The organism is Buchnera aphidicola (Aphis gossypii) (assembly GCF_013394915.1).
Lineage (GTDB): Bacteria > Pseudomonadota > Gammaproteobacteria > Enterobacterales > Enterobacteriaceae > Buchnera > Buchnera aphidicola_AZ.
Genome location: NZ_CP056771.1, coordinates 440770 through 463315 on the forward strand (window position 1 = coordinate 440770; position 22546 = coordinate 463315).

A 22546-nucleotide genomic window follows, 5' to 3' on the forward strand; every position below is an offset into this window, starting at 1 on the left:
TAAATTTAATTAAACAATGGTGTAATATGAATATTATCAACACAAAAAATGCTCCCCAACCAATTGGTCCATATTCGCAGGCTATACAATTCGACAATTTTTTAATTATATCCGGTCAAATACCTATTGATGTAAAATCCGGAGTTATACCAGAAAGCATTGATAAACAAACATATGTAACATTAAGAAACATAAAACATATTCTTGAAAAATCTAAATATCAAGTAAAAAATATCGTCAAAATAACAATTTTTACTACTGATTTAAATAAAATTCAGACAATTAATAAGATATATGAAAATTTTTTTTTAAAAAATAAATCTTCTTTCCCCTCAAGATCTTGTATCGAAGTGAAAGCATTACCAAAAAATGTCAAGATCGAAATAGAAGCTATGGCATATAGATGAAAAATAACAATTAATTTTTCTAATTATTTATCAATCTTCAATATGCCGCGAAGCGGCATAAAAAATTAAATATTTTTACGACGGAATGAAGATAATCTGATTTCTTTTTTAGCAGAATGAGATTTAGTTGAACGATTTTCATCAAATCTACGATTAGCATTTAAATCTTTATTCAAAATAGATCGATTATATGATTTATTTTGATGATATTTAAAATTTCGAAGCAATTTTATATTTATTGGCTTATTTAAAATTCTGGTTTTCATTAAGTTCTGTAATAATTCTTTAGATAAACCTAAGGGTAATTCAACAATAGAATATGAAGAAAATAATTTTATATTACCAATATTACGACTATTTATATTGCTTTCATTAGCAATAGCTCCAACTATATGACGCACTTCAATTCCATCATTACGACCAATTTCGATACGATATAAATCCACATTCTTCATCTCTTTTCGATCACGACGATACCGATTATTTCTATTTTCTTCTTGTCTATAATTATTTTTGTATAAATTTTCTTTAGTAGGACGTTTTAATAGATCTTTTTTAATAATTAAAGGACGGCCTCCTTGAGCCATTTTTAATAAAGCTGCTGCGAGAGTTTTAATATCTAGATCATCAGAACAATACAACTTATCTAATAAAGACACATACTCATTTAAATCTTTGCTTTCAAGTTGTTGTTGCACTTTTTTTGAAAATTGTTGAAGACGTTTTTCGCATAATAATTCAATTCTTGGTAATTGCACTTCTGGAATAGATTGATTAATTGTTCGTTCAATATTACGCAGCAATCTACGCTCACGATTTTCAACAAATAATAGTGCTCGTCCTGCTCGTCCTGCTCGTCCTGTACGTCCAATACGATGAACATAAGATTCGGAGTCCATAGGAATATCATAATTAATAACAAAACTAATTCGATCAACATCTAAACCACGAGCTGCAACATCTGTTGCAATTAAAATATCTAATCTACCATTTTTTAAGCGTTCTAAAGTTTGCTCTCGTAATGCTTGATTCATATCTCCATTTAACGCTGCACTATTATATCCATGTCGCTCTAAAGCCTCAGAAACTTCTAAGGTAGCATTTTTTGTTTTGACAAAAATAATTGTAGCTGAAAATTCTTCTACTTCTAAAAAACGAATTAAGGCATCTGTTTTTTTACCATATACCATCCAATAACTTTGTTTAATATCAGGGCGTGTTGTTATGTTAGATTTAATTCTTATTTCCTTAGGGTCTTTCATGAATCTTTTAGAAATACGTCGTATCACTTCTGGCATAGTTGCTGAGAATAAAGCAGTTTGATGTTCTTTTGGTATTTTCGACATAATTGTTTCTACATCTTCTATAAAACCCATTCTTAACATTTCGTCTGCTTCATCTAAAACTAAGCTATGTAAATTAGAAAGATTAAGAGTTCCTCTTTTTAAATGATCTAGTAATCTACCTGGAGTTCCTACAACAATTTGTGGGCCTTGTTTTAATGCCCGTAATTGCAATTCGTATCGTTGACCTCCGTATAAAGGTAATACATTTACTCCTACTATATATTTAGAAAAAATAGAAAAAGCTTCAGCAACTTGTACAGCAAGCTCTCTTGTAGGAGCTAAAACTAAAATTTGTGGTGCTTTTAAATTGATTTTTAAATTATGTAATAATGGCAATGAAAAAGCAGCTGTTTTTCCGCTCCCAGTTTGCGCCATACCTAATACATCTTTACCTTGCAAAAGCAAAGGAATACAAGCTGCTTGAATAGGAGATGGTTTAACATATCCCATTTCATTTAAAGATTGAATAATAAAAGGATTTAAACCAAGAAAAGAAAATTTTTTTTCAGTATGAGTCATGCAATAGATATGCCTTTTAAGTTACATTGGCCAGTCTACATAGCTCATGATGAAAATATATATATATTATTTATTTTCATTGAAAAGTGTCAACCGGCTACAATTAAATAATCTAATAAATACAATACAAAATAAATAACATTTATTGCTAATGATTAATAAAGATATAACATTAGCAACTAATTAGTAATTTTAAAAACAAAGTATCTATTTATTAGGAAAGAAAATCAACTAAAACGAATAAAAACATTATTAATTACATATTATATTTCAAATATAGTTTTTTAAAAAATATAAATTTATGCTCTATCAAAACAAAATTTTTTCTTTTAAAAATTTTAAAATAATGTATTTTAAATTAATTATATCAGATAAAAATATTATTTATAGATTTATTAGATATAATAGAATCTTTTACTTCTTTAATGCTTAACCTTAAACGTCCTTGCCTATCAATTTCTAATACCTTTACAGGTATAATTTGATCTAATTTTAAATGATCTGAAACTTTTTCTACTCTTTTATTAGAAATTTGTGAAATATGTACTAATCCTTCTTTTCCAAAACCTATTGTAATGAACGCTCCAAAATCAACAATACGAGTTACTTTTCCAGAATAAATACGCCCAACTTCAATTTCGGCTGTAATCTCTTCAATTCTGCGAATAGCATGCTTTGCTTTTTCTCCAATTGTAGCAGATATTTTTACCGTTCCATCATCTTCAATTTCAATTATAGTTCCTGTTTCCTCTGTTAACATTCTAATTACAGATCCTCCTTTTCCTATGACATCTTTAATTTTTTCGGGATTAATTTTGATTGTATGAATTCTTGGTGCAAATTCAGAAATTTCTTTTCTAGGTTTACTTAGTGCTTGCTGCATAACATTTAAAATATGCAGTCTAGCAGATTTAGCTTTACTTAAAGCAATATGCATAATTTCATTAGTTATTCCTTCTATTTTTATATCCATTTGCAAAGCTGTAATGCCTTCTTTAGTTCCAGAAACTTTAAAATCCATATCTCCTAAATGATCTTCATCACCTAAAATATCTGAAAGTAATACATAATTATCACCTTCTTTTACCAAGCCCATAGATATTCCAGCTACAGCAGATTTTATTGGAACTCCAGCATCCATTAAAGCTAGTGATGCACCGCAAACAGAAGCCATAGAAGATGAACCATTTGATTCAGTTATTTCAGATACTATTCTAATAGTATATGGAAATTCATCAATGTTCGGCATGACTGCTAATAGACTTCTTTTAGCTAAACGACCGTGTCCAATTTCTCTTCTTTTGGGCGATCCTACTATACCTATTTCCCCTACAGAATAAGGTGGAAAATTGTAATGAAACAAAAAATTATCTGTTTTATCACCTAATAACTCATCTAAATTTTGTGCATCTCGAGATGTTCCTAAAGTAACAGAAACTAAAGATTGTGTTTCACCACGAGTAAACAAAGCAGAACCATGTGTACGAGGTAAAATACCTGTTCTAACATCTAATGCTCGGATCATATCCTTTTCTCGACCATCAATACGATATTCATTATTTAAAATACGTTTTCTTACGACATTTTTTTCAATTTTCTGAAAAATTTCATCAATTTCACTTATATCTATATTTAAGTTTTCATTAAAAAGTAATTTTACTATGTTATCTTTAAGAAAATTTAATTTTTCATGTCTTTCTTGTTTATTAAAGATTAAATAAGCATTACTTATATCTTTTCCAACTAAAGTTATAAGTTTAGATTCTAATACAGTATTGATTTCAGGATAAGATATAGCCCAAGGTAACTTTCTAGCTTCATTTGATAAAGAACGAATATTATTAATAACTACTTGTTGTTGTTGATGACCAAAAATAATTGCTCCAAGTACTTTTTCTTCGCTTAATATTTTTGATTCTGCTTCTACCATTAAAACAGCGTTTTGAGTTCCTGATATAACTAAATCTAAAGAACTAGATTTCATGTCTTCAGTTGTTGGGTTTAATATATATTGATTATCAATTAAACCGACTCTAGCAGCTCCTACTGGACCGTAAAATGGAATTCCAGATAAACTGAGGGCTGCTGAAGCACCAATAATAGAAATTATATCAGGATTGATTTGTGGATTAACTGATACTACTGTAGCAATGATTTGGATTTCATTAAAAAATCCTTTAGGAAATAAAGGTCGAATTGGTCTATCAATTAATCGAGCAGTTAATATTTCACTTTCACTAGGACGACCTTCTCTTCTAAAAAAACCTCCAGGTATCCGACCAACAGCATATGTTCTTTCTTGATAATTGACTGTAAGAGGGAAAAATTTTTGCCCAGGATGAACTGTTTTATCCCCAACAACAGTAACAAAAACAGCGGTATCATCCATACTTGCCATTACAGCAGATGTTGCTTGTCGAGCCATTATCCCTGTTTCTAATGTAATTATATGTTGACCATATTGGAATTTTCGTACAATGGGATTCAGCAAAATAATATCCTTAATATAAAATTAATTTTCTGTTAATTATAAATTAATTCACTTGAAAAAAGCATTCATATATTTTATAAAAATTATCTACAAATTATAAATTAAATATTTATTTTTAATAAATAAATTTATTTTATTAGTTAGTTAATAAAAAATTTTAATGAGATTGTAAAAAAAAGGGCTAATTCAAGCCCTTTATGAAAAATTTTCGTCTAATAAACGAATCAAAAAATTAAAATACTTTCATAATATGATAATATACAAAATTTCTTACCGTCTTAAATTTAAATTTTCAATTAATTTACTATAATTAGACATATTTTTTTTCTTTAAATAATTTAATAGCTTACGACGTTTTGAAACCATATTTAACAAGCCTCTTCGACTAGAATGATCTTTTTTATGTTGAGAAAAATGTAATTGTAAATGATTAATTTGATGTGTTAATAATGCAATTTGAACTTCAGTTTTTCCGCTGTCTTTATTATTTTTTCCGTATTTTAAAATATTTTCTTTTATATTTACTGTATTAATAGACATGTTATACCTCATTGTATTTTAAATTATATTAAACTAATATTTCAGTAAAATTATTTAAAAATAATATCATGCTACTCTTCAGTTGAATAGAAAATAACTTAATTAGTAGATAGAGAGATCAATCGGTGCGGAATTAATTTTGCTTCAATATAAATTTTTCCTAATCCAATAAAAACTTGTTCTTCTTGTTCTAAAACTCGCACTAAACTATTTTTTATATTAGATTTAAAATCAATCTGTTGTCCTAATTTAAAATTGTAAGATTGTTTTTGGGATAAATATACTTTGGGTAAAAAACTAATAGGAGTATCAATAGGCATTAATAAATTATCTAATGTATTTATATTTTCTTTATGTAACAATTCCGTTAAATCAGGTATTGTAACTAATTGAGTACAGGAAAATAACCCTATTGCTGTACGACGCAATGAAACAACATGTGCTCCACAACCTAATTTTTCACCTAAATCATCAATAAGCGTTCTAATATATGTTCCTTTAGAACAATGTACGTTTAATTCAATTAAATTATTTTTTTTCTCAACAAGACTTAATTTATATATTTGAACTTGCCTTGTATTACGTATAACATTTAATCCCTGTCTCGCATATTTATATAATGGAATGCCATTATACTTAATTGCTGAATACATTGAAGGTATTTGATTTATTGCGCCAGTTAATTCTTTTAAAGCATTATTTAGTTCGAGATTTGTAAAGGAAATTATTCTTTTTTTTGTAATAATTCCATCAGAATCAAATGTAGATGTTTTTTCGCCTAATTTCGCAATAACATTATATCGCTTATCAATATCATTTAAATAATAAGCAAATTTTGTGCTCTCTCCAAAACAAACTGGTAATATTCCTGAAGCTAATGGATCTAAAGTACCGATATAACCTGCTTTTTTAGCATTAAAAATATTTTTTACTTGCTGTAAAGCATTATTAGAGGATATTCCTATAGGTTTATCAATTAATAAAAAACCATTAATATTACGTTTTTTACAAAAAAACATTGAACTATGCCTTGTTAGATAATATTTTTTTTTGTGTTAATTGATTTAATAATAAAGAAATTCTATTACCTTTTAAAAAAGAATTATCATGATAAAAAACAATGTTTGGTATAATTCTTAATTTTAATTTTTTACATAATAATTTACGAATATAACCAGATGCTTTATTTAACAAAACTAATAATTTCTTTATACTCAAGTTGTTATTTATTTCTAAGCAACTAACGAATACTTGAGCATATGATAAATCTTTAGACACAATAACTTCAGATATCGTAATAATAGTTTTAAAGCGCGGATCTCTAAGAAAATACTGTATAATAATTGCAATTTTTTTTTGTAATTCTTGAGATATTTTAGAGGATCGACTAAATGATTTTTCCATATTTTATTACCAATATTTTATATATATTAAAAAATATAAATTTATTTTTAAATATTAATTTATAAAGTTCTTTTCACCTCTTTTAATTCAAATACTTCGATATTATCTCTAACTTTTATATCATTAAAATTTTTTACCCCGATTCCACATTCCATTCCATTTCGTACTTCACTAACATCTTCTTTAAAACGACGTAAAGACTCTAAATCACCTTCATAAATCACTATATGATCTCTAAGTATACGGATTGGATTATTTTTTTTAATAATACCATCAATTACCATACATCCTGCAATCAGTCCAAATTTAGGCGATTTAAATATATTTCGTACTTCTGCTAAACCGATAATATTTTGTTTATATTCAGGAGATAATAATCCTGTCATAGCAGATTGCACTTCATCAATCAAATCATAAATAACAGAGTAATAACGCAGATCTAAATGTTCCATTTCAATAATCTTTTTTGCAGAAACATCTGCCCTAACATTAAAACCTAAAATAATAGCATTTGATGCTAATGCTAGTGCAGCATCTGTTTCTGTAATTCCGCCGATGCCTGATCCTATGATATTGATTTTTACCTCATTAGTAGATAATTTCAACAAGGCTCCGGAGATAGCTTCTAAAGAACCTTGAACATCAGATTTAATAATAACTTTTAACTCTGAAAAATCAGATTTTTTAATATTATCAAACATATTTTCTAGATTTGATCTATTTTGATTTGCTAATTTTAATTCACGAGATTTATTTTGACGATAACATGCAACTTCTTTAGCTTTCTTTTCATCACGCACTACAGTAACTTGATCACCAGCAAAAGGAACTTTAGATAAACCTAAAATTTCTACAGGAATAGAAGGTCCTGCATTTTTTAATATTTTTCCATTCTCATTGCGTAATGATTTAATACGTCCATATTCTAAACCACATAATATTACATCTCCTTTCTTTAAGTTTCCTTTTTGAACTAATACAGTGGCTATTGGTCCTCGTCCTTTGTCTAGATAAGATTCTATTACAACACCTTCTGCCATACCCGTAGATATTGCTTTTAATTCTAGCATTTCTGATTGTAATAAAATTGTATTCAATAATGTATCTATACCCTTTCCAGTTTTTGCAGATATAGAAACAAACATATTTTCACCGCCCCATTCTTCTGAAACAATGTTGTACTTCGTTAAATCATTTTTAATCTGGTTGATATCAGAGCCTATTTTATCTATTTTATTAATAGCAACAATAATTGGAACATTAGCTTCTTTTGCATGCTGAATAGCTTCAATAGTTTGTGGTTTTACTCCATCATCAGCAGCCACTACTAATATAACAATATCAGTTAATTTAACTCCACGAGCACGCATTCCAGTAAAAGCAGAATGTCCTGGTGTATCTAAAAAAGTAATCGATCCTGATTCTGTTTTAACATGATAAGCACCAATATTTTGAGTAATTCCACCTGCTTCATTACATGCTATTTTGGTAGAACGAATATAATCTAGCAATGATGTTTTTCCATGATCTACATGTCCCATTATAGTAACTACTGGAGATCTTATAATGGATTTAGAATTACCTAAATCACGATCTTGCATAATTAATTCTTCTAATTTATTTTCTTTATGCAAAATAACTTTATGACCCATTTCTTCTGCAATTAGCTGCGCAGTATCTTGATCAAGTGTTTGATTAATCGTTCCTATAATACCCATGTTCATCATATTTTTAATAACTTCAGAACTTTTTACCGCCATTTTATTAGCTAGGTCAAAAACTGTAATAGTACCATTAATAATTACGTCTCTATTAATAAAAGATTCAGGTTTTTTAAACACTTGTTGTAATAAAATAGACTTATTTTTTTGTTTAACATTTTTTTTATTTTTATAAATTCGATGATCTTCTTTTTTATTTTTTATATTAATATTTTGTTTATTATTTTTCTTTTGACGATAATTTCTTAAGTTTCGATTGTAATTCTTTTTATTTTTTTCAACTTCATTATTACTTTCGTTATTTTCTATATTACGAGCGTTGAAAAATGTAGTTAAATGATAATCTTTTTTTTCATCATAAAATTTTTTATGTACACCACTTTCTTTTATTATTTTTTTTGCATTTAATGAATGTTTATTTGAATCTAGATGTTTTTTTAAAATTTTATTTTTTTCATTTTTTTGAAGATCAAGAGAATTATTTAATCGATTTGATTTATTTGAAAAATCTTTATCAGATTTATGTTTTAATGAAAGATTAATATTATTTTTAAAATTGTGTTCTTTCATAATTTTTTTTGAAAAATTTTTTTCTTTATTTTGAAAAAATTTTTTATCTCTTAATAAATTTTGAACTTCTGGTGTAACATTTGTTGTATATGTTCTTTTTTTTCTAACTTCTACTTGTACAGATTTATTTTTTCCTCCAGCTAAAGAAACGTTTAAAGTACTACGAGTTTTTCTTTGCAAAATAAAAGTATTTTCAGAAATATTTTCTTTTTTTCTTAGATGTTTTAACAAAAATGTCTTCTCTGAAGCATTAATAAAATCATTTTCATTTTTAGAAATTCCAATTTCAGAAAAATTTTTTATTAATTCTTTTACTGATATTTTGATTTCATTGGATAATATTTTCAAACTCATATCAATCATACTATTTTCCTATTATTAGACTTTATTATCAAACCAACAGATATTACGAGCAGTCATAATTAACATACCGGCTTCTTTAGCATTTAAATTTTCGATATCAACTAGATCATCTATTCCCTGATCAGCTAATTGTTCTAAAGTAAATATATTTTTCTCGGCTAGTTTTAAAGCTAGAATTTCACTCATACCTTGTATATCCAAAAGTCTTTTTTCTGTTTGTTTTTTATGAATCGTATTTTTTTGATCTAATTTAATTAGATTTAATCCATTTTTTGCGCATTCTCGAACTAATCTCACTTCTTCTTCGGTCAAATGATTAATTGAAGATAATTCATCAATTGGTATATAAGCTAATTCTTCAAGTGAAGAAAAGCCTTCTTTAACTAAAACTGAAATAATTTTTTCAGAAACATTTAAATATTTTTTAAAAATATTAAATGCAGCAAATGCCTCTTCTTTATGTTTAATACTCAAATCTTCTGTTGTCATTACATTTATTTCCCACCCGCTAATTTGAGAAGCTAAACGAACATTCTGACCGTTCCTACCAATAGCTTGAGCTAAATTATTAGCATCTACAGCAATATCCATTGTATGACGATCTTCATCAACTATAATAGATTTGACGTCTGCAGGAGCCATTGCGTTAATAACAAATTGAGCTGGATTATCATTCCATAGAATAATGTCAATACGTTCTCCGCATAATTCACTAGATACTGCTTGTACTCGAGCACCTCTCATTCCTACACATGCGCCTACTGGGTCAATGCGCTTATCATTAGTTTTTACTGCAATTTTAGCACGAGAGCCAGGATCACGTGCGGCTGCTTTAATTTCAATAATTTCCTCACCAATTTCAGGTACTTCTATACGAAATAATTCTATAAGCATTTCAGTTTTTGAACGACTGATGAATAATTGAGTACCGCGAGCTTCAGGATATACTCCATACAAAATACCACGAATACGATCTCCAGGTCGAAAATTTTCTCTAGGTAGCATGCCTTCTTTCAAAATAATAGCTTCAGCATTATTTCCTAAATCTAATGTAAGATTATCTCTATTGATTTTTTTTACGACACCGATAACAATCTGTCCAATATATTTTCGAAATTGATCAACTAACATTGCGCGTTCTGCTTCACGTACTTTTTGAACAATAACTTGTTTAGCAGTTTGTGTTGTAATTCGGTCAAAATCAACAGAATCAATTTTATCTTCTATATAATCATTAAGATTAACTTTATCACCTTCAAAACAAGCTGCTGCTAAAGTAATTTCTTTTGTTGGATGATTTACAATATCTACCACCATCCATCTCCTAAAAGTACTAAAATTACCAGTTTTACGATTAATACTAACTCGCACATCAATTTCTTGTTCATGTTTTTTCTTTGTAGCTGTTGCTAATGCAACCTCTAAAGCTTCAAAAATTTTTTCACGTGGTAATGATTTTTCATTAGAAACAGCTTCTACAACAGCTAATATTTCTTTATTCATTTTAATAAACCTCTGAATAAATATTTTTAAATATTCTAATAAAAAACCCCGAAAATTCGGGGTTTTAGGTAATACCACCCTGTTTTAATATAATATTTTATTAATATTTAATATGAAATATTTTGATCTTTTGAAAAATAATACCGAGGATGGGACTTGAACCCATACGCCTTAAGGCACTACCCCCTCAAGATAGCGTGTCTACCAATTTCACCACCTCGGTTCTCATATACAATATTTATTATAATAATTTAAAACATTTTAACACTCATAATTGAAAACTAATTAGGTATTTCAGTGTTTAATATCTTATCTTTTTTTAAAGATAATGTGCTTTTTTTTAAGGTGTTATCGTAATTTTCAAATAAATTTGAATTTATTTTTTTATCATTAATATTACATAAAATAAGACTAATTATTAAAAATAAAAAAGCACATAATCCAATAATATTGGTAATAAAATTATTACCTCGGAAACTATTAATAAATTTAATATTAGTAGATATATTTGAATGTATAATATTACTTACATTTTTCCCTGGTTGTAGCAAAATTAAAAAATTTAAAAAAATAGAAATAAAGATTAAAAAGACTAAAAAAAATAAATACATAAAAAAATAGTTTCCTTTTTGTATATAATTTAAATAATAGCTAATTACTACTTTATTAAAAAAATTTTATCAAAATTTATAAATATTTTCTAATTTTTATACTAAAAACAATATTTTACATATTTTTTAAATTAATTTAATTATATTTGAAATATTATGAGCAATTTTTTTTATCTTACTATAATCTTTATCTTCTAACATAATTCTAACACAAGGCTCAGTGCCAGACTGACGTATAAAAATACGACCAGTATTTCCTAAAATATTTTTTGATTCCTCAAGAATAGATTGAAATTTTATATTTTTTTGAAAATTCTCCTCTTTTTTAAAAGAGAAATTTAATAATATTTGAGGGAATAATGTTACTTGATTAGATAAACAATATAAAGATGTGTTGTTTTCAATCATACTTGATAATACTTGTAAACTAGCTATAATTCCATCACCAGTAGAATGTTTATCTAATAAAATAACATGTCCTGATTGTTCAGCTCCAAGTATCCAATTTTTTTCTTTGATTTTTTTATATATATAACGGTCTCCTATTTTTGTAGCACAAAATGGTATTCCAATTTTTTTTAAACCTAAAACTACACCCATATTAGTCATTAAAGTACCTACAACTCCACCAATCAACTGATTATTTTTTAAATATTGCTTCGCAATTATATAAATAATTTGATCTCCATTTATTATGTTTCCTAAATGATCTATCATGATAACACGATCTCCATCACCATCAAATGCTAATCCAATATCAGCTTTATGTGAAATAACTAGTTTTTTTAGCTTATCAACATTAGTAGATCCTGATTTTTTATTTATATTAATGCCATTAGGACAAATAGAAAAAGTGATAACATTTGCCCCTAAATCTTGAAAAATTTGAGGTGCTATATTATAAGTTGATCCATTAGCACAATCTAATACAATGGTAAATTTAGATAAATTCATGTATTTAGGGAAAGTATTTTTACAAAAGTTAATATATTTTTTTGCAGCATCATCAATTTTTTTAGGAAATCCAAAATTTTTTACATAAGAGCGATCATAAGAAAGATTATTTAATTTTTTTTCAATTAAAATTTCAATATCTCTAGTAATTTTAATTCCATTTTTAAAAAATATTTTTATTCCGTTATCATCAAAAGAATTATGAGAAGCTGAAATAATAATACCTGCTGAAATATTTAAAGATTTTGTTAAATATGCAATTGCAGATGTAGGTATGCAACCAGCTGATAGAGTAGAAATTCCTTTTGATAAAATGCCAAATTCTAAAGAATACTGTAACATGCGCCCTGAAATACGTGTATCTCGCCCAATAAGAATTTTTTTTTATCCTCACCTAAAATAGTTCCAATAACTTGTCCTAAGTTTAACATAAAATTCGGAGTAATTGGTATTTCACCTACTTTTCCACGTATTCCATCTGTCTTAAAATATTTAAAATTTTTCATATTTATTTATCTCTATTAAACTATTTATCAAATAAAAAATTATAAAATATTTAATATTTTTATAAAAAATTACATTTTTTTAAAAACAAGATGAAGTTATAATCATGTATATCACTTCATCTTATTTCAATAGTTATTGAAATATAACATTAACTAATTCAGTTATGACATATTAGATAGCTTAATATGTACTGAATATTTCATGCAATAATATTATTTGAATTCAACTATCACGTTAATAATATATTTCAATTTTTATTTATTTTCAGTCCAGTCTTTTGGCTGTCTAACCTCTCTTCTTGCCATTAAATCATCGATTTGAAAGGAATCAATAGTTTCGTATTTTATTAACGCATCTTTCATAGAATGTAAAATATCAATATTTTCATTTAAAATATTTTTAGCTCGATTATAATTTACTTCTATTAATAATTTCACTTCTTCATCGATAATTCTGGCAGTTTCATCAGACATATGTTTTGCTTTTGCTACTGTGCGACCCAAAAAAACTTCTCCTTCTTCTTCTGCATATAAAAGAGGACCTAATTTATCTGAAAAACCCCACTGAGTTACCATATTTCTTGCTAAATTTGTAGCTACTTTAATATCATTAAAAGCACCAGTAGACACTTTTTTAGAACCATAAATAATTTCTTCTGCCAAGCGACCGCCGTATAAAGTTGATATTTGACTTTCTAATTTTTGCCTACTAATACTAAATGTGTCTGATTCTGGTAAAAAAAAAGTAACACCTAGTGCTTGACCTCTAGGAATAATTGTAACTTTATGAGCGGGATCATGATCTGGAACTAATTTTCCAACAATAACATGACCAGCTTCATGATATGCAGTAGATTCTTTTTGAAAATCACTCATTACCATTGATTTGCGTTCAGATCCCATCATAATTTTATCTTTTGCTTTTTCAAATTCAGCCATAGAAACAACACGATTATTTAAACGAGCTGAAAATAGTGCCGCTTCATTCACTAAATTAGCTAAATCTGCCCCTGAAAAACCTGGCGTTCCACGAGCAATAATTATTGGATCAACATCTTTAGATAAAGGAACTTTACGCATATGAATCTTTAAAATTTGTTCTCTTCCACGTATATCTGGAAGTGCAACGATGACTTGACGATCAAATCGACCTGGACGCAATAAAGCTGGATCTAAAACATCAGGTCTATTAGTAGCAGCTATTAAAATTACACCTTCGTTTCCATCAAAACCATCCATTTCTACTAACATTTGATTAAGTGTTTGCTCTCTTTCATCATGCCCACCACCTAAGCCGGCTCCTCTTTGACGACCTACTGCATCAATTTCATCAATAAATATGATACATGGAGCATTTTTTCTAGAATGTTCAAACATATCTCTCACTCTAGATGCCCCTACTCCAACAAACATTTCAACAAAATCTGAACCAGATATAGTAAAAAAAGGAACTTTTGCTTCTCCTGCAACTGCTTTTGCAAGTAATGTTTTTCCAGTGCCAGGTGGTCCAACCATAAGAACACCTTTAGGTATTTTCCCTCCTAATTTTTGAAATCGACTAGGTTCTTTTAAATATTCAACTAATTCACTGACTTCTTCTTTAGCTTCATCGCATCCTGCAACATCATCAAAAGTAATTTTAATTTCATCTTCTGATAGCATTCTAGCCTTGCTTTTACCAAAAGACATGGCTCCTTTTCCGCCTCCCATTTGCATTTGACGCATAAAAAAAATCCAAACACCAATAAGCAATAACATGGGAAACCATGAAATAAATATGGAAAATAAAATACTTGGTTCTTCCGGAACCTCTCCAATAACTTTAACATTTTTTGTTATTAGATTGTCTAACAACTTAGGATCATTCATTGGAATATAAGTGGTATATTTATTACTATCTTTTTTAGTAACGCTAATAATCCTGCCATTAATATATACTTCACGAATCTGATCTTGGTTAACTTCTGATAAAAAAGTAGAATAATCAATCCTATGATTATTAGAATCACTAGCATTAAAGTTTTGAAAAACAGACATTAAAATTACTGTAATTACTAACCAAAATATCAGGTTTTTAACCATGTCACTCAAGGGAACAACCTCTCATTACATCTATTTAAAAAACATCATAGATTTAAAATTTTATTAATAAAATAATATTTTTATCTAGTAGCTAGAATAAATATTTCTCGCGATCTTGGCCGAGAACTTTTTGGTTTACAAATTTTAACTTTTGAAAATAACATTTTAATTTCTTCGAAAAATTCATTTAAACCTTCTCCTTGAAAAGATTTTACTAGGAAAACGCCATGTTTTGATAACAAATATTTAGATATTTTCAGAGCTATTTTACACATTTCTATGATACGAGGCATATCAATAGACCAGCAACCTGTAATATTAGGTGCCATATCAGACATAACTATATTAAAAGTATGGTTAGATATATTTTTTAATATAGAATTTAATGTATGTGTATTACAAAAATCTCCTTGAAAAAATTTTACTCCTCTTATTTTTTTCATAGGCAATATATCACATGCTATGACAGATCCTTTTTTTCCAACCTTATTAATTGCATATTGCGACCAGCCTCCTGGAGCTGAACCTAAATCAATAATATTCATTCCAAGTTGAAATAATTTGTTATCCTTATCTATTTCTTTTAATTTAAACCAAGATCTAGATCGAATTTTATTTTCCTTTGCTTTTTTAACGTATAAATCTTGAAAATGTTCTGATAACCAACGCTTAGAACTATTTGATTTATTATTAGTAATCATATTTTTAAATTCTTTCGTAACATTGATAATCAATTAAATTGTTTTAATTTAAATAAATGACGTTTAAATATAATCTATTTTTAAAATTTTATATTTAACACTACCAGAAGGCGTTAATATAGTCGCAATGTTATTAATTTTTTTACCAATTAAACCTCTTGACATTGGTGAATTAATTGAAATTAAATTTTTTTTAAAATCAGATTCATCATCGCCAACAATTTGATAAGTGAATATTTCATTATTTTTTATATTTAAAATAGTTACTGTAGATCCAAATACAACTCTGCCATCGTTAGGTATTTTCGTAATATCTATAATTTGACAATTAGATAATTTCAATTCTATTTCTTTAATTCGTCCTTCGCAAAAACTCTGCTCTTCACGAGCTGAATGATATTCAGCATTCTCTTTTAAATCACCATGTTCCCTAGCTTTTGCTATATCGATAATAATACGAGGACGTTTTTTATTTTTTAGTTGTTCAAGTTCTTGACGAAGTTTTTTAGCACCTTTAATAGTCATTGGGATTAAATTAACCATCTAACATACCTCATTTTTTTTCTTCAAGAATATAAAAATATTCATTTAAAAACACTAAAAAATTTTATTTTATTTTTTAAAATAAAATATATTTTAAAAAAGATTGAATTTTAATTAAATATTTTTAAAAAATTAAATTATTCATATATTTTAATAAAGAAAATTAGTAATATTAATTTATCGTTGATAAAATCTAATAAAGTAAAAATTAAAAATTTTAATATTACTTGTTGAATACTAGATAATATTTAAATTATTTCCTATTAAGTTATTATAGGTTAAAATTCATGATTTTTTTAAAATATACATCTTTTTAATAAAAAATATTATCTATCAAATAGATGTATCTATCTTAATGTAAAAAATAAAATTTATCAAAAATTTCAATTTCTCGAGGAAAAGCTATTTATTAATCTATCATGAAGTAATTCATACAAAAATTTTAAAATATATTTAGACATACAACATTTTTAAATTTTTATATTCCAACAAAATTAAATTAAAGTATATTTAAAATGAATAATGAAAAAATAATATCTATATTAAATAAAAAATTAAATTTAGAAAAAATATATGCTACAGGAGATAATAATCACATTAAAATAATTGCAGTAGGAGATATATTCAAAGGTATTAGTCAAGTAAAAAGACAACAAATAATTTACGCGCCTTTAATTAGCATGATTACAGAAAAAAAAATCCATGCTTTGTCTATTACAACATATACAACAGAAGAGTGGAAAAAAAAACAAAAAAATCTTAGTTAAATATTTTAAAATTAATAGAGATTTAATAATGAATGAACAAACTATATATAGAAGGTGATAAAAAATTAAACGGTCATGTTTTAATTTCTGGTGCTAAAAATGCTGCTCTACCTATCTTATTTATGACAATATTAGCAAAAGAAAAAATTGAAATAAATAACGTTCCACAAGTTACAGATATTAAAATAGCAATAAAACTACTTAAATATTTAGGAGCGAAAATAAAAAGCAAAAATAAAATTTTGTATATTGATACAAGTAGTATTAATGTTTATTACCCACCATATCATCTAACAAAAAAAATAAGAGCATCTATTTGGATGTTAAGTCCTCTTTTGATACGTTTCGGTAAAGCTAAGATATTTTTTCCAGGAGGATGCGATATAGGTTGTAGGCCTATCGATCTTCATTTAAAAGGATTGATAGCATTAGGGGTGAAAATTGTAAAAAAAGATAATTATATCATTGCATTTGCTCAAAAACCTCTTAAAGGAAAGAATATTTATATAGAAAAAATTAGTGTTGGAGCAACTATTACCATTATGAGCGCTGCAACGTTAGCAGAGGGTTTAACAATTATAGAAAATGCTGCTCAAGAACCTGAAATTATTGATGTTGCAAAATTTTTAAATACTTTAGGTGCTAATATTACTGGAGCAGGAAGTGATAAAATATATATCGTAGGTATTTCTAATTTACATGGAGGATATCATAAAGTCATACCAGATAGAATTGAAACAGGAACTTTTTTGATAGCCGCTGCAATTTCTAAAGGATTTATTATATGTAGTAAAACTGAACCAAAATATTTAACCAATGTGCTAACAAAACTATCTGAAAGTGGTGCCAATATAAAAATTGGAAAGGATTGGATTAAATTAGATATGAAAGAAAAAAGACCAAGAGCAGTAAATATTTCAACATCTCCGTATCCGGGCTTTCCAACTGATATGCAACCACAATTTACTTTATTGAATAGCATTTCTCAAGGAAAAAGTATTATTATTGAAAACATATTTGAAAATCGTTTCGCCTATATACACGAGTTAATTCGAATGGGTGCTAAAATAAAAATTAAAAAAAATCATGTCGTTTGTAAAGGCGTTTCACAATTATCTTCTAATCATCTTTTTTCTAACGATTTAAGAGGTTCAGCTACATTAATTTTAGCAGGTTGTGTTGCAAAAGGAATTACAGTAGTAAATAATATTCATCATGTTAAAAGAGGATATGAGTCGTTTATAAAAAAATTAAATAAATTAGGTGCTAATATTAAACATATATAATAATATTTTAATTTCCTGAATTATAAAAGGAATTATTAATATTTTATTAATTAAAAACAAATAGAAAAATAATTGGAGTATTACATGTATGCAGTTTTTTTAAGTGGTGGAAAACAATATCGAGTTAAAAAAAATCAAGTGATTCATATAGAAAAATTAAATTGTCTAACTGGATCAACAGTAGAATTTGAAAATATTTTAATGATTTCAAACAAAAATAAAATAGAAATAGGAAATCCTTTTTTAAATGGCGTCAAAGTGAAGGCATTTGTCGAAAATCATGGGAGATCTAAAAAGATTAAAGTAATAAAATTCAATCGTCGTAAACATTATAAAAAACAGCAAGGACATCGTCAACATTTTACTAGTGTAAAAATTATAGATATTAACCATATAGAGAAATAAAATGGCACATAAAAAAGCTGGTGGTTCCACGAGGAACGGAAGAGATTCTCATGCTCAACGATTAGGTGTAAAACATTTTGGTGGCGAATTAGTATCTGCAGGAAGTATTATTGTAAGGCAAAGAGGGACTAAATTTCACCCTGGAAAAAATACAGGTTGTGGAAAAGATCATACTATTTTTGCCATTGTTAAAGGAAAAATAGAATTTAAAAAAAAAGGAGTAAAAAAAAGAACATATATTAATATTATTAACTGATAAAAATTGCTGTTTTACAACACCCCTTTTCTGAGGGGGGTCTTATTTTTTATAAAAAATATTTGTTAAAATTATAATTTTTCAAAAACAAGGGATTTATATGAAATTCATCGACCAAACTGTTATAGAAGTCATTGGAGGGAACGGAGGAAATGGATGTGTTCATTTCAGACGAGAAAAATATATTCCTAAAGGAGGTCCAGATGGTGGAGATGGCGGAGATGGTGGTAATGTTTGGATAAAATCAAACAATAACTTAAATACTCTTATAGATTTTAGATTTAAAAAAAAATTCCAAGCAGAACACGGCACAAATGGATTAAAAAGAAACTGCTCTGGAAAAAAAGGAAATGATATTACTATATATGTCCCGGTTGGAACTAAGATCATTAACTATCAAACACGTGAAATAATATATGATTTAATTAAAGATAGACAAAAAATACTTATTGCAAAAGGAGGCTGGCATGGGTTAGGTAATTTTAGATTTAAATCTTCAATTAATAGGACACCACAACAAAGAACGCTAGGACTAATAGGAGAAAAAAGACATATACAATTAGAATTATTATTAATAGCAGATGTAGGCACATTAGGAATGCCAAACGCTGGAAAATCAACTTTAGTAAAAAATATATCTGGTGCTAAAACAAAAATTTCAGATTATCCATTCACTACACTAAATCCAATTTTAGGTAGTGTTAAAATTAACAATGAAAAATTTATAATAGCAGATATTCCAGGTATAATTCAAGGTGCATCTAAAGGAAAAGGATTAGGAATCCATTTCTTAAAACACTTAGAAAGATGCAAAATATTACTTCATATCGTTGATTTGCTTCCTTTAGACTATTCTGATCCAATAGAAAATATTAAATACGTATTATATGAATTAAAACAGTATAGTACGAAATTATATAACAAACCAAGACTCTTAATTTTTAATAAAATTGATTTGATGAAAACCTCACAAATTAATACGTTTGTAAAAAGAATAAAAAACGATTTAAACATAAAAGAACCATATTATTTTATTTCTTCTTTACAAAAAACAGGAATAAAAAAATTATGTTCCGATATTCTAGATTATTTAAAAAAATAAAATTTATTTAATTTTTAGTTTTTTACAAAAAAAAGCGTAAAATTATGAAAAAAGTAATAAAAGAACTCGGTTTATTACAAAAAACCAAGTTCTTTAAAATAAGTGTTATTATTTAATTTTAACGTTTAGAAAATTGTATTCTTTTTCTAGATTTACGAAAACCTACTTTTTTACGCTCTACTTGTCGTGAATCACGTGTAACAAATCCAGACTTTCTCAATTCACTACGTAATAATGGATTATAATTCATTAAAGCACGAGTAATACCTTGTCTAATTGCACCAGCTTGTCCAGAAATTCCTCCACCTTTTACTGTAATATAAAAATCAAAATTGTTTATCATCTCTATTAATTCTAAAGGTTGACGAACAATCATACAGGAAGTTTCTCGGCCAAAATAATTATTTAATAAACGTTTATTTACAACTATTTTCCCTGTTCCCGGCCTTAAAAATACTCTAGCAGAAGAACTTTTTCGACGTCCAGTTCCATAATTTTGAATTTTCATCATGTATTTTAGTATCACTCTATTAAATATTTAAAAATTGAGGACATTGTGCTATATGATTATGTTTTTCATCGGAAAAAACTTTTAATTTTTTTAGCATCAATCGCCCTAAAGGTCCTTTCGGAAGCATTCCTTTCACTGCTATTGTAATAATTTTTTCAGGATTTTTTGACATAACTTCTTCAAATGTAAGTTTTTTTATTCCACCAATATAACCTGTATGATGATAATACAGTTTTTTACTTTTCTTTTTTCCTGTAACTAATACTTTAGAAGCATTTAAAACTATAATATAGTCTCCAACATCAAGATGTGGCGTATATTGAGCTTTATGCTTGCCTCTAAGACGCAAGGATAAAGCACTGGCGAGCCTTCCAAGTACTTTATTAGTAGCATCAACATAAAACCAATCTCTCTTGATGTTTTTTTCTTTAATTGAAAAAGTTTTCATTAAATAACTCACTTATAAAAAATAATATATCTAAAAATACTGTTATTAAAATTAACAAGGTACAGTAAGTATATTATCATCTATCATGCCTATTGAAATATTTTTAAAAAAATATTTAATATTCTTTTTAAAAAACAACACATTTTTTAGATAAAAAAATAGTATATTATATGTTTGATTATTATTTTTATATCAAAAAAATAATAATAATTCAGTAAAAATATTTTATTTTAATTTTAATATAAAACATATTAGATATTTTAATAGGTAAAAATAGGTAAAATACGTTATGTTGTCTAAAAATGATTTATTAAATTTTCGTCATAAAATTAACAATATTGATAAAAAAATAGTTATATTACTTGAAAAAAGAAAAAAATTAGTATTAGACATTGCTAAGTCTAAAATACAAAATAATCAACCGATACGCGATATAAATCGCGAAAAAAATTTATTATCTAATTTAGCTAATTTAGGAAGAAAAAAAAATTTAAATACTAATTACATAAAACGTTTATTTACGTTAATTATTGAAGAATCTGTACTTACTCAAAAAACCTTATTAGAAGAATTTAAAAATCAAAAAAATGAAAATAAAACTGTTATTTCTTTTCTTGGTTCCGAAGGATCTTATTCACATCTTGCTGCATCTAAATATGGAAAACATAATATAAAAAAAATTATTAGAAGAAAATGCTCAAATTTTGAAGAAGTTATTCAATCAGTAAAAAATAATGAATCACATTATGCTATCTTACCAATAGAAAATAGTTGCTCTGGTCCTATCAATGAAATATTTAACATTTTAAAAAATATAAATTTATTTATTGTGGGAGAAATTTATGTTGATATAAATCATTGTTTATTAGCAATAGAAAAAATTGAACTTAATACTATTAAAAAAATATACAGTCATTCCCAACCATTTAAACAATGTAGTAATTTTATTAACCAATTTCCAAATTGGAAGATTGAATATACTAATAGTACAACTGACGCAATGAAAAAAATTATTCAAGGCAATGAAAAAACTAATGCTGTTTTAGGAAGTGAAATAGGAAGTAAAATTTATAAATTAAAAATTTTATGCAAAAATATATCAAATATAAAAAATAATATAACTAGATTTATTTGTTTATCAAAAAAGCCTTTTAAAATTAATTCAGATCAACAATTGAAAACTACAATAATATTTATTTTAAAAAAAGAAACAGAAGAAATTTCTAAAATTATTTTCAGTTTAGAACAAAAAAAAATAATTGTAAAAATATTAACTTTTTATGATATTAATAAAAAAGAAAAAATATTTTATCTTGATATTGAAAAAAAAATATCATGCAATACAATACAAGAAATTTTTAATAAAATCCAAAGAATTAGCAAATTTATTAAAATATTAGGTTGTTATCCTAGTGAAAATAAAACACCTTTTTAATTAAAATGTTCTTAAATATTTACCAATTAAAAATATTTTAAAAATTAATTAAAATCTTTTTAATAGTCACATTTT

20 protein-coding genes, 1 tRNA gene and 1 pseudogene are annotated in these 22546 nt (G+C 26.4%); 7 read left to right on the top strand and 15 right to left on the bottom strand.

Annotated features, from left to right (window positions below; translation table 11 throughout):
• Positions 1-26: 26 nt before the first annotated feature.
• On the top strand, positions 27-407 hold the full coding sequence (locus tag HU701_RS02070) for a Rid family detoxifying hydrolase (protein WP_158346488.1): 381 nt from the start codon (positions 27-29) through the stop codon (positions 405-407).
• A 65-nt stretch (positions 408-472) separates the two neighbouring features.
• On the opposite strand, the gene HU701_RS02075 is transcribed toward HU701_RS02070, so the two are convergent.
• The 13 genes and pseudogenes from HU701_RS02075 to greA form a co-directional block, all read right to left on the bottom strand.
• Entirely contained in the window at positions 473-2272 is a 1800-nt protein-coding gene (locus tag HU701_RS02075) for a DEAD/DEAH box helicase (protein WP_158346490.1), read from the bottom strand.
• A gap of 367 nt (positions 2273-2639) precedes the next feature.
• Positions 2640-4763 carry a polyribonucleotide nucleotidyltransferase gene (pnp, locus tag HU701_RS02080; protein ID WP_158346492.1) on the bottom strand — a complete coding sequence of 708 codons (2124 nt, stop codon included), beginning with the start codon at positions 4761-4763 and terminating at the stop codon, positions 2640-2642.
• 270 nt (positions 4764-5033) lie between these two features.
• Positions 5034-5303, bottom strand: a complete 270-nt coding sequence (gene rpsO, locus HU701_RS02085) for a 30S ribosomal protein S15 (RefSeq protein ID WP_158346494.1) — start codon at positions 5301-5303, stop codon at positions 5034-5036.
• A 98-nt stretch (positions 5304-5401) separates the two neighbouring features.
• Positions 5402-6322, bottom strand: coding sequence for a tRNA pseudouridine(55) synthase TruB (gene truB / locus HU701_RS02090; RefSeq protein WP_178919271.1), 921 nt, complete (start codon positions 6320-6322; stop codon positions 5402-5404).
• A 4-nt stretch (positions 6323-6326) separates the two neighbouring features.
• Positions 6327-6707 carry a 30S ribosome-binding factor RbfA gene (gene rbfA, locus HU701_RS02095; RefSeq protein WP_178919273.1) on the bottom strand — a complete coding sequence of 127 codons (381 nt, stop codon included), beginning with the start codon at positions 6705-6707 and terminating at the stop codon, positions 6327-6329.
• A gap of 59 nt (positions 6708-6766) precedes the next feature.
• Complete coding sequence (gene infB / locus HU701_RS02100) at positions 6767-9361, bottom strand: translation initiation factor IF-2 (protein WP_178919275.1); 2595 nt, start codon at positions 9359-9361, stop codon at positions 6767-6769.
• Positions 9362-9376: 15 nt separating this feature from the next.
• Complete coding sequence (nusA, locus tag HU701_RS02105) at positions 9377-10864, bottom strand: transcription termination factor NusA (RefSeq protein ID WP_158346502.1); 1488 nt, start codon at positions 10862-10864, stop codon at positions 9377-9379.
• A gap of 141 nt (positions 10865-11005) precedes the next feature.
• A tRNA-Leu gene (locus HU701_RS02110) sits at positions 11006-11087 on the bottom strand.
• Between the two features lie 58 nt (positions 11088-11145).
• Positions 11146-11475 (bottom strand): preprotein translocase subunit SecG, encoded by a 330-nt coding sequence (secG, locus tag HU701_RS02115; protein ID WP_178919277.1) that lies wholly within the window; start codon positions 11473-11475, stop codon positions 11146-11148.
• Between the two features lie 126 nt (positions 11476-11601).
• Positions 11602-12935, bottom strand: a pseudogene (gene glmM, locus HU701_RS02120) (phosphoglucosamine mutase).
• Positions 12936-13190: 255 nt separating this feature from the next.
• Positions 13191-15017: an ATP-dependent zinc metalloprotease FtsH gene (gene ftsH / locus HU701_RS02125; protein WP_178919279.1), complete on the bottom strand. Its 1827-nt coding sequence runs from the start codon at positions 15015-15017 to the stop codon at positions 13191-13193.
• A gap of 80 nt (positions 15018-15097) precedes the next feature.
• Positions 15098-15718: a 23S rRNA (uridine(2552)-2'-O)-methyltransferase RlmE gene (gene rlmE / locus HU701_RS02130; RefSeq protein ID WP_178919281.1), complete on the bottom strand. Its 621-nt coding sequence runs from the start codon at positions 15716-15718 to the stop codon at positions 15098-15100.
• Positions 15719-15781: 63 nt separating this feature from the next.
• The gene (greA, locus tag HU701_RS02135) at positions 15782-16261 is read right to left on the bottom strand and encodes a transcription elongation factor GreA (protein WP_158346510.1); all 480 of its coding nucleotides are present in this window, start codon (positions 16259-16261) and stop codon (positions 15782-15784) included.
• Between the two features lie 515 nt (positions 16262-16776).
• Here greA and HU701_RS02140 point away from each other — a divergent pair.
• The 5 genes from HU701_RS02140 (at position 16777) to cgtA (ending at position 20077) form a co-directional block, all read left to right on the top strand.
• Positions 16777-17028, top strand: a complete 252-nt coding sequence (locus HU701_RS02140) for a BolA family protein (protein ID WP_158346512.1) — start codon at positions 16777-16779, stop codon at positions 17026-17028.
• Positions 17029-17060: 32 nt separating this feature from the next.
• Positions 17061-18314, top strand: coding sequence for a UDP-N-acetylglucosamine 1-carboxyvinyltransferase (gene murA / locus HU701_RS02145; RefSeq protein ID WP_178919283.1), 1254 nt, complete (start codon positions 17061-17063; stop codon positions 18312-18314).
• A gap of 84 nt (positions 18315-18398) precedes the next feature.
• Positions 18399-18719 carry a 50S ribosomal protein L21 gene (rplU, locus tag HU701_RS02150; protein WP_178919286.1) on the top strand — a complete coding sequence of 107 codons (321 nt, stop codon included), beginning with the start codon at positions 18399-18401 and terminating at the stop codon, positions 18717-18719.
• Between the two features lies 1 nt (position 18720).
• Positions 18721-18975 (top strand): 50S ribosomal protein L27, encoded by a 255-nt coding sequence (rpmA, locus tag HU701_RS02155; protein WP_158346517.1) that lies wholly within the window; start codon positions 18721-18723, stop codon positions 18973-18975.
• A gap of 100 nt (positions 18976-19075) precedes the next feature.
• Positions 19076-20077 carry an Obg family GTPase CgtA gene (gene cgtA / locus HU701_RS02160; RefSeq protein WP_158346520.1) on the top strand — a complete coding sequence of 334 codons (1002 nt, stop codon included), beginning with the start codon at positions 19076-19078 and terminating at the stop codon, positions 20075-20077.
• Between the two features lie 118 nt (positions 20078-20195).
• On the opposite strand, the gene rpsI is transcribed toward cgtA, so the two are convergent.
• Both rpsI and rplM read right to left on the bottom strand, forming a co-directional pair.
• On the bottom strand, positions 20196-20588 hold the full coding sequence (gene rpsI / locus HU701_RS02165; RefSeq protein WP_158346522.1) for a 30S ribosomal protein S9: 393 nt from the start codon (positions 20586-20588) through the stop codon (positions 20196-20198).
• Between the two features lie 19 nt (positions 20589-20607).
• Complete coding sequence (gene rplM, locus HU701_RS02170) at positions 20608-21036, bottom strand: 50S ribosomal protein L13 (RefSeq protein WP_158346524.1); 429 nt, start codon at positions 21034-21036, stop codon at positions 20608-20610.
• Positions 21037-21325: 289 nt separating this feature from the next.
• Here rplM and HU701_RS02175 point away from each other — a divergent pair, with 289 nt between their 5' ends.
• On the top strand, positions 21326-22471 hold the full coding sequence (locus HU701_RS02175; protein ID WP_158346526.1) for a chorismate mutase: 1146 nt from the start codon (positions 21326-21328) through the stop codon (positions 22469-22471).
• The last annotated feature ends 75 nt before the right edge of the window (positions 22472-22546 follow it).

Coding starts and splice junctions, on each gene's coding strand:
- secG (WP_178919277.1), bottom strand. CDS start 11,475: ATGTATTTATTTTTTTTAGTCTTTTTAATCTTTATTTCTATTTTTTTA.
- HU701_RS02075 (WP_158346490.1), bottom strand. CDS start 2,272: ATGACTCATACTGAAAAAAAATTTTCTTTTCTTGGTTTAAATCCTTTT.
- rplM (WP_158346524.1), bottom strand. CDS start 21,036: ATGAAAACTTTTTCAATTAAAGAAAAAAACATCAAGAGAGATTGGTTT.
- HU701_RS02175 (WP_158346526.1), top strand. CDS start 21,326: ATGTTGTCTAAAAATGATTTATTAAATTTTCGTCATAAAATTAACAAT.
- truB (WP_178919271.1), bottom strand. CDS start 6,322: ATGTTTTTTTGTAAAAAACGTAATATTAATGGTTTTTTATTAATTGAT.
- rpsO (WP_158346494.1), bottom strand. CDS start 5,303: ATGTCTATTAATACAGTAAATATAAAAGAAAATATTTTAAAATACGGA.
- murA (WP_178919283.1), top strand. CDS start 17,061: ATGAACAAACTATATATAGAAGGTGATAAAAAATTAAACGGTCATGTT.
- rbfA (WP_178919273.1), bottom strand. CDS start 6,707: ATGGAAAAATCATTTAGTCGATCCTCTAAAATATCTCAAGAATTACAA.
- rpsI (WP_158346522.1), bottom strand. CDS start 20,588: ATGATGAAAATTCAAAATTATGGAACTGGACGTCGAAAAAGTTCTTCT.
- nusA (WP_158346502.1), bottom strand. CDS start 10,864: ATGAATAAAGAAATATTAGCTGTTGTAGAAGCTGTTTCTAATGAAAAA.
- infB (WP_178919275.1), bottom strand. CDS start 9,361: ATGATTGATATGAGTTTGAAAATATTATCCAATGAAATCAAAATATCA.
- rpmA (WP_158346517.1), top strand. CDS start 18,721: ATGGCACATAAAAAAGCTGGTGGTTCCACGAGGAACGGAAGAGATTCT.
- HU701_RS02140 (WP_158346512.1), top strand. CDS start 16,777: ATGAATAATGAAAAAATAATATCTATATTAAATAAAAAATTAAATTTA.
- greA (WP_158346510.1), bottom strand. CDS start 16,261: ATGGTTAATTTAATCCCAATGACTATTAAAGGTGCTAAAAAACTTCGT.
- HU701_RS02070 (WP_158346488.1), top strand. CDS start 27: ATGAATATTATCAACACAAAAAATGCTCCCCAACCAATTGGTCCATAT.
- rlmE (WP_178919281.1), bottom strand. CDS start 15,718: ATGATTACTAATAATAAATCAAATAGTTCTAAGCGTTGGTTATCAGAA.
- cgtA (WP_158346520.1), top strand. CDS start 19,076: ATGAAATTCATCGACCAAACTGTTATAGAAGTCATTGGAGGGAACGGA.
- ftsH (WP_178919279.1), bottom strand. CDS start 15,017: ATGGTTAAAAACCTGATATTTTGGTTAGTAATTACAGTAATTTTAATG.
- rplU (WP_178919286.1), top strand. CDS start 18,399: ATGTATGCAGTTTTTTTAAGTGGTGGAAAACAATATCGAGTTAAAAAA.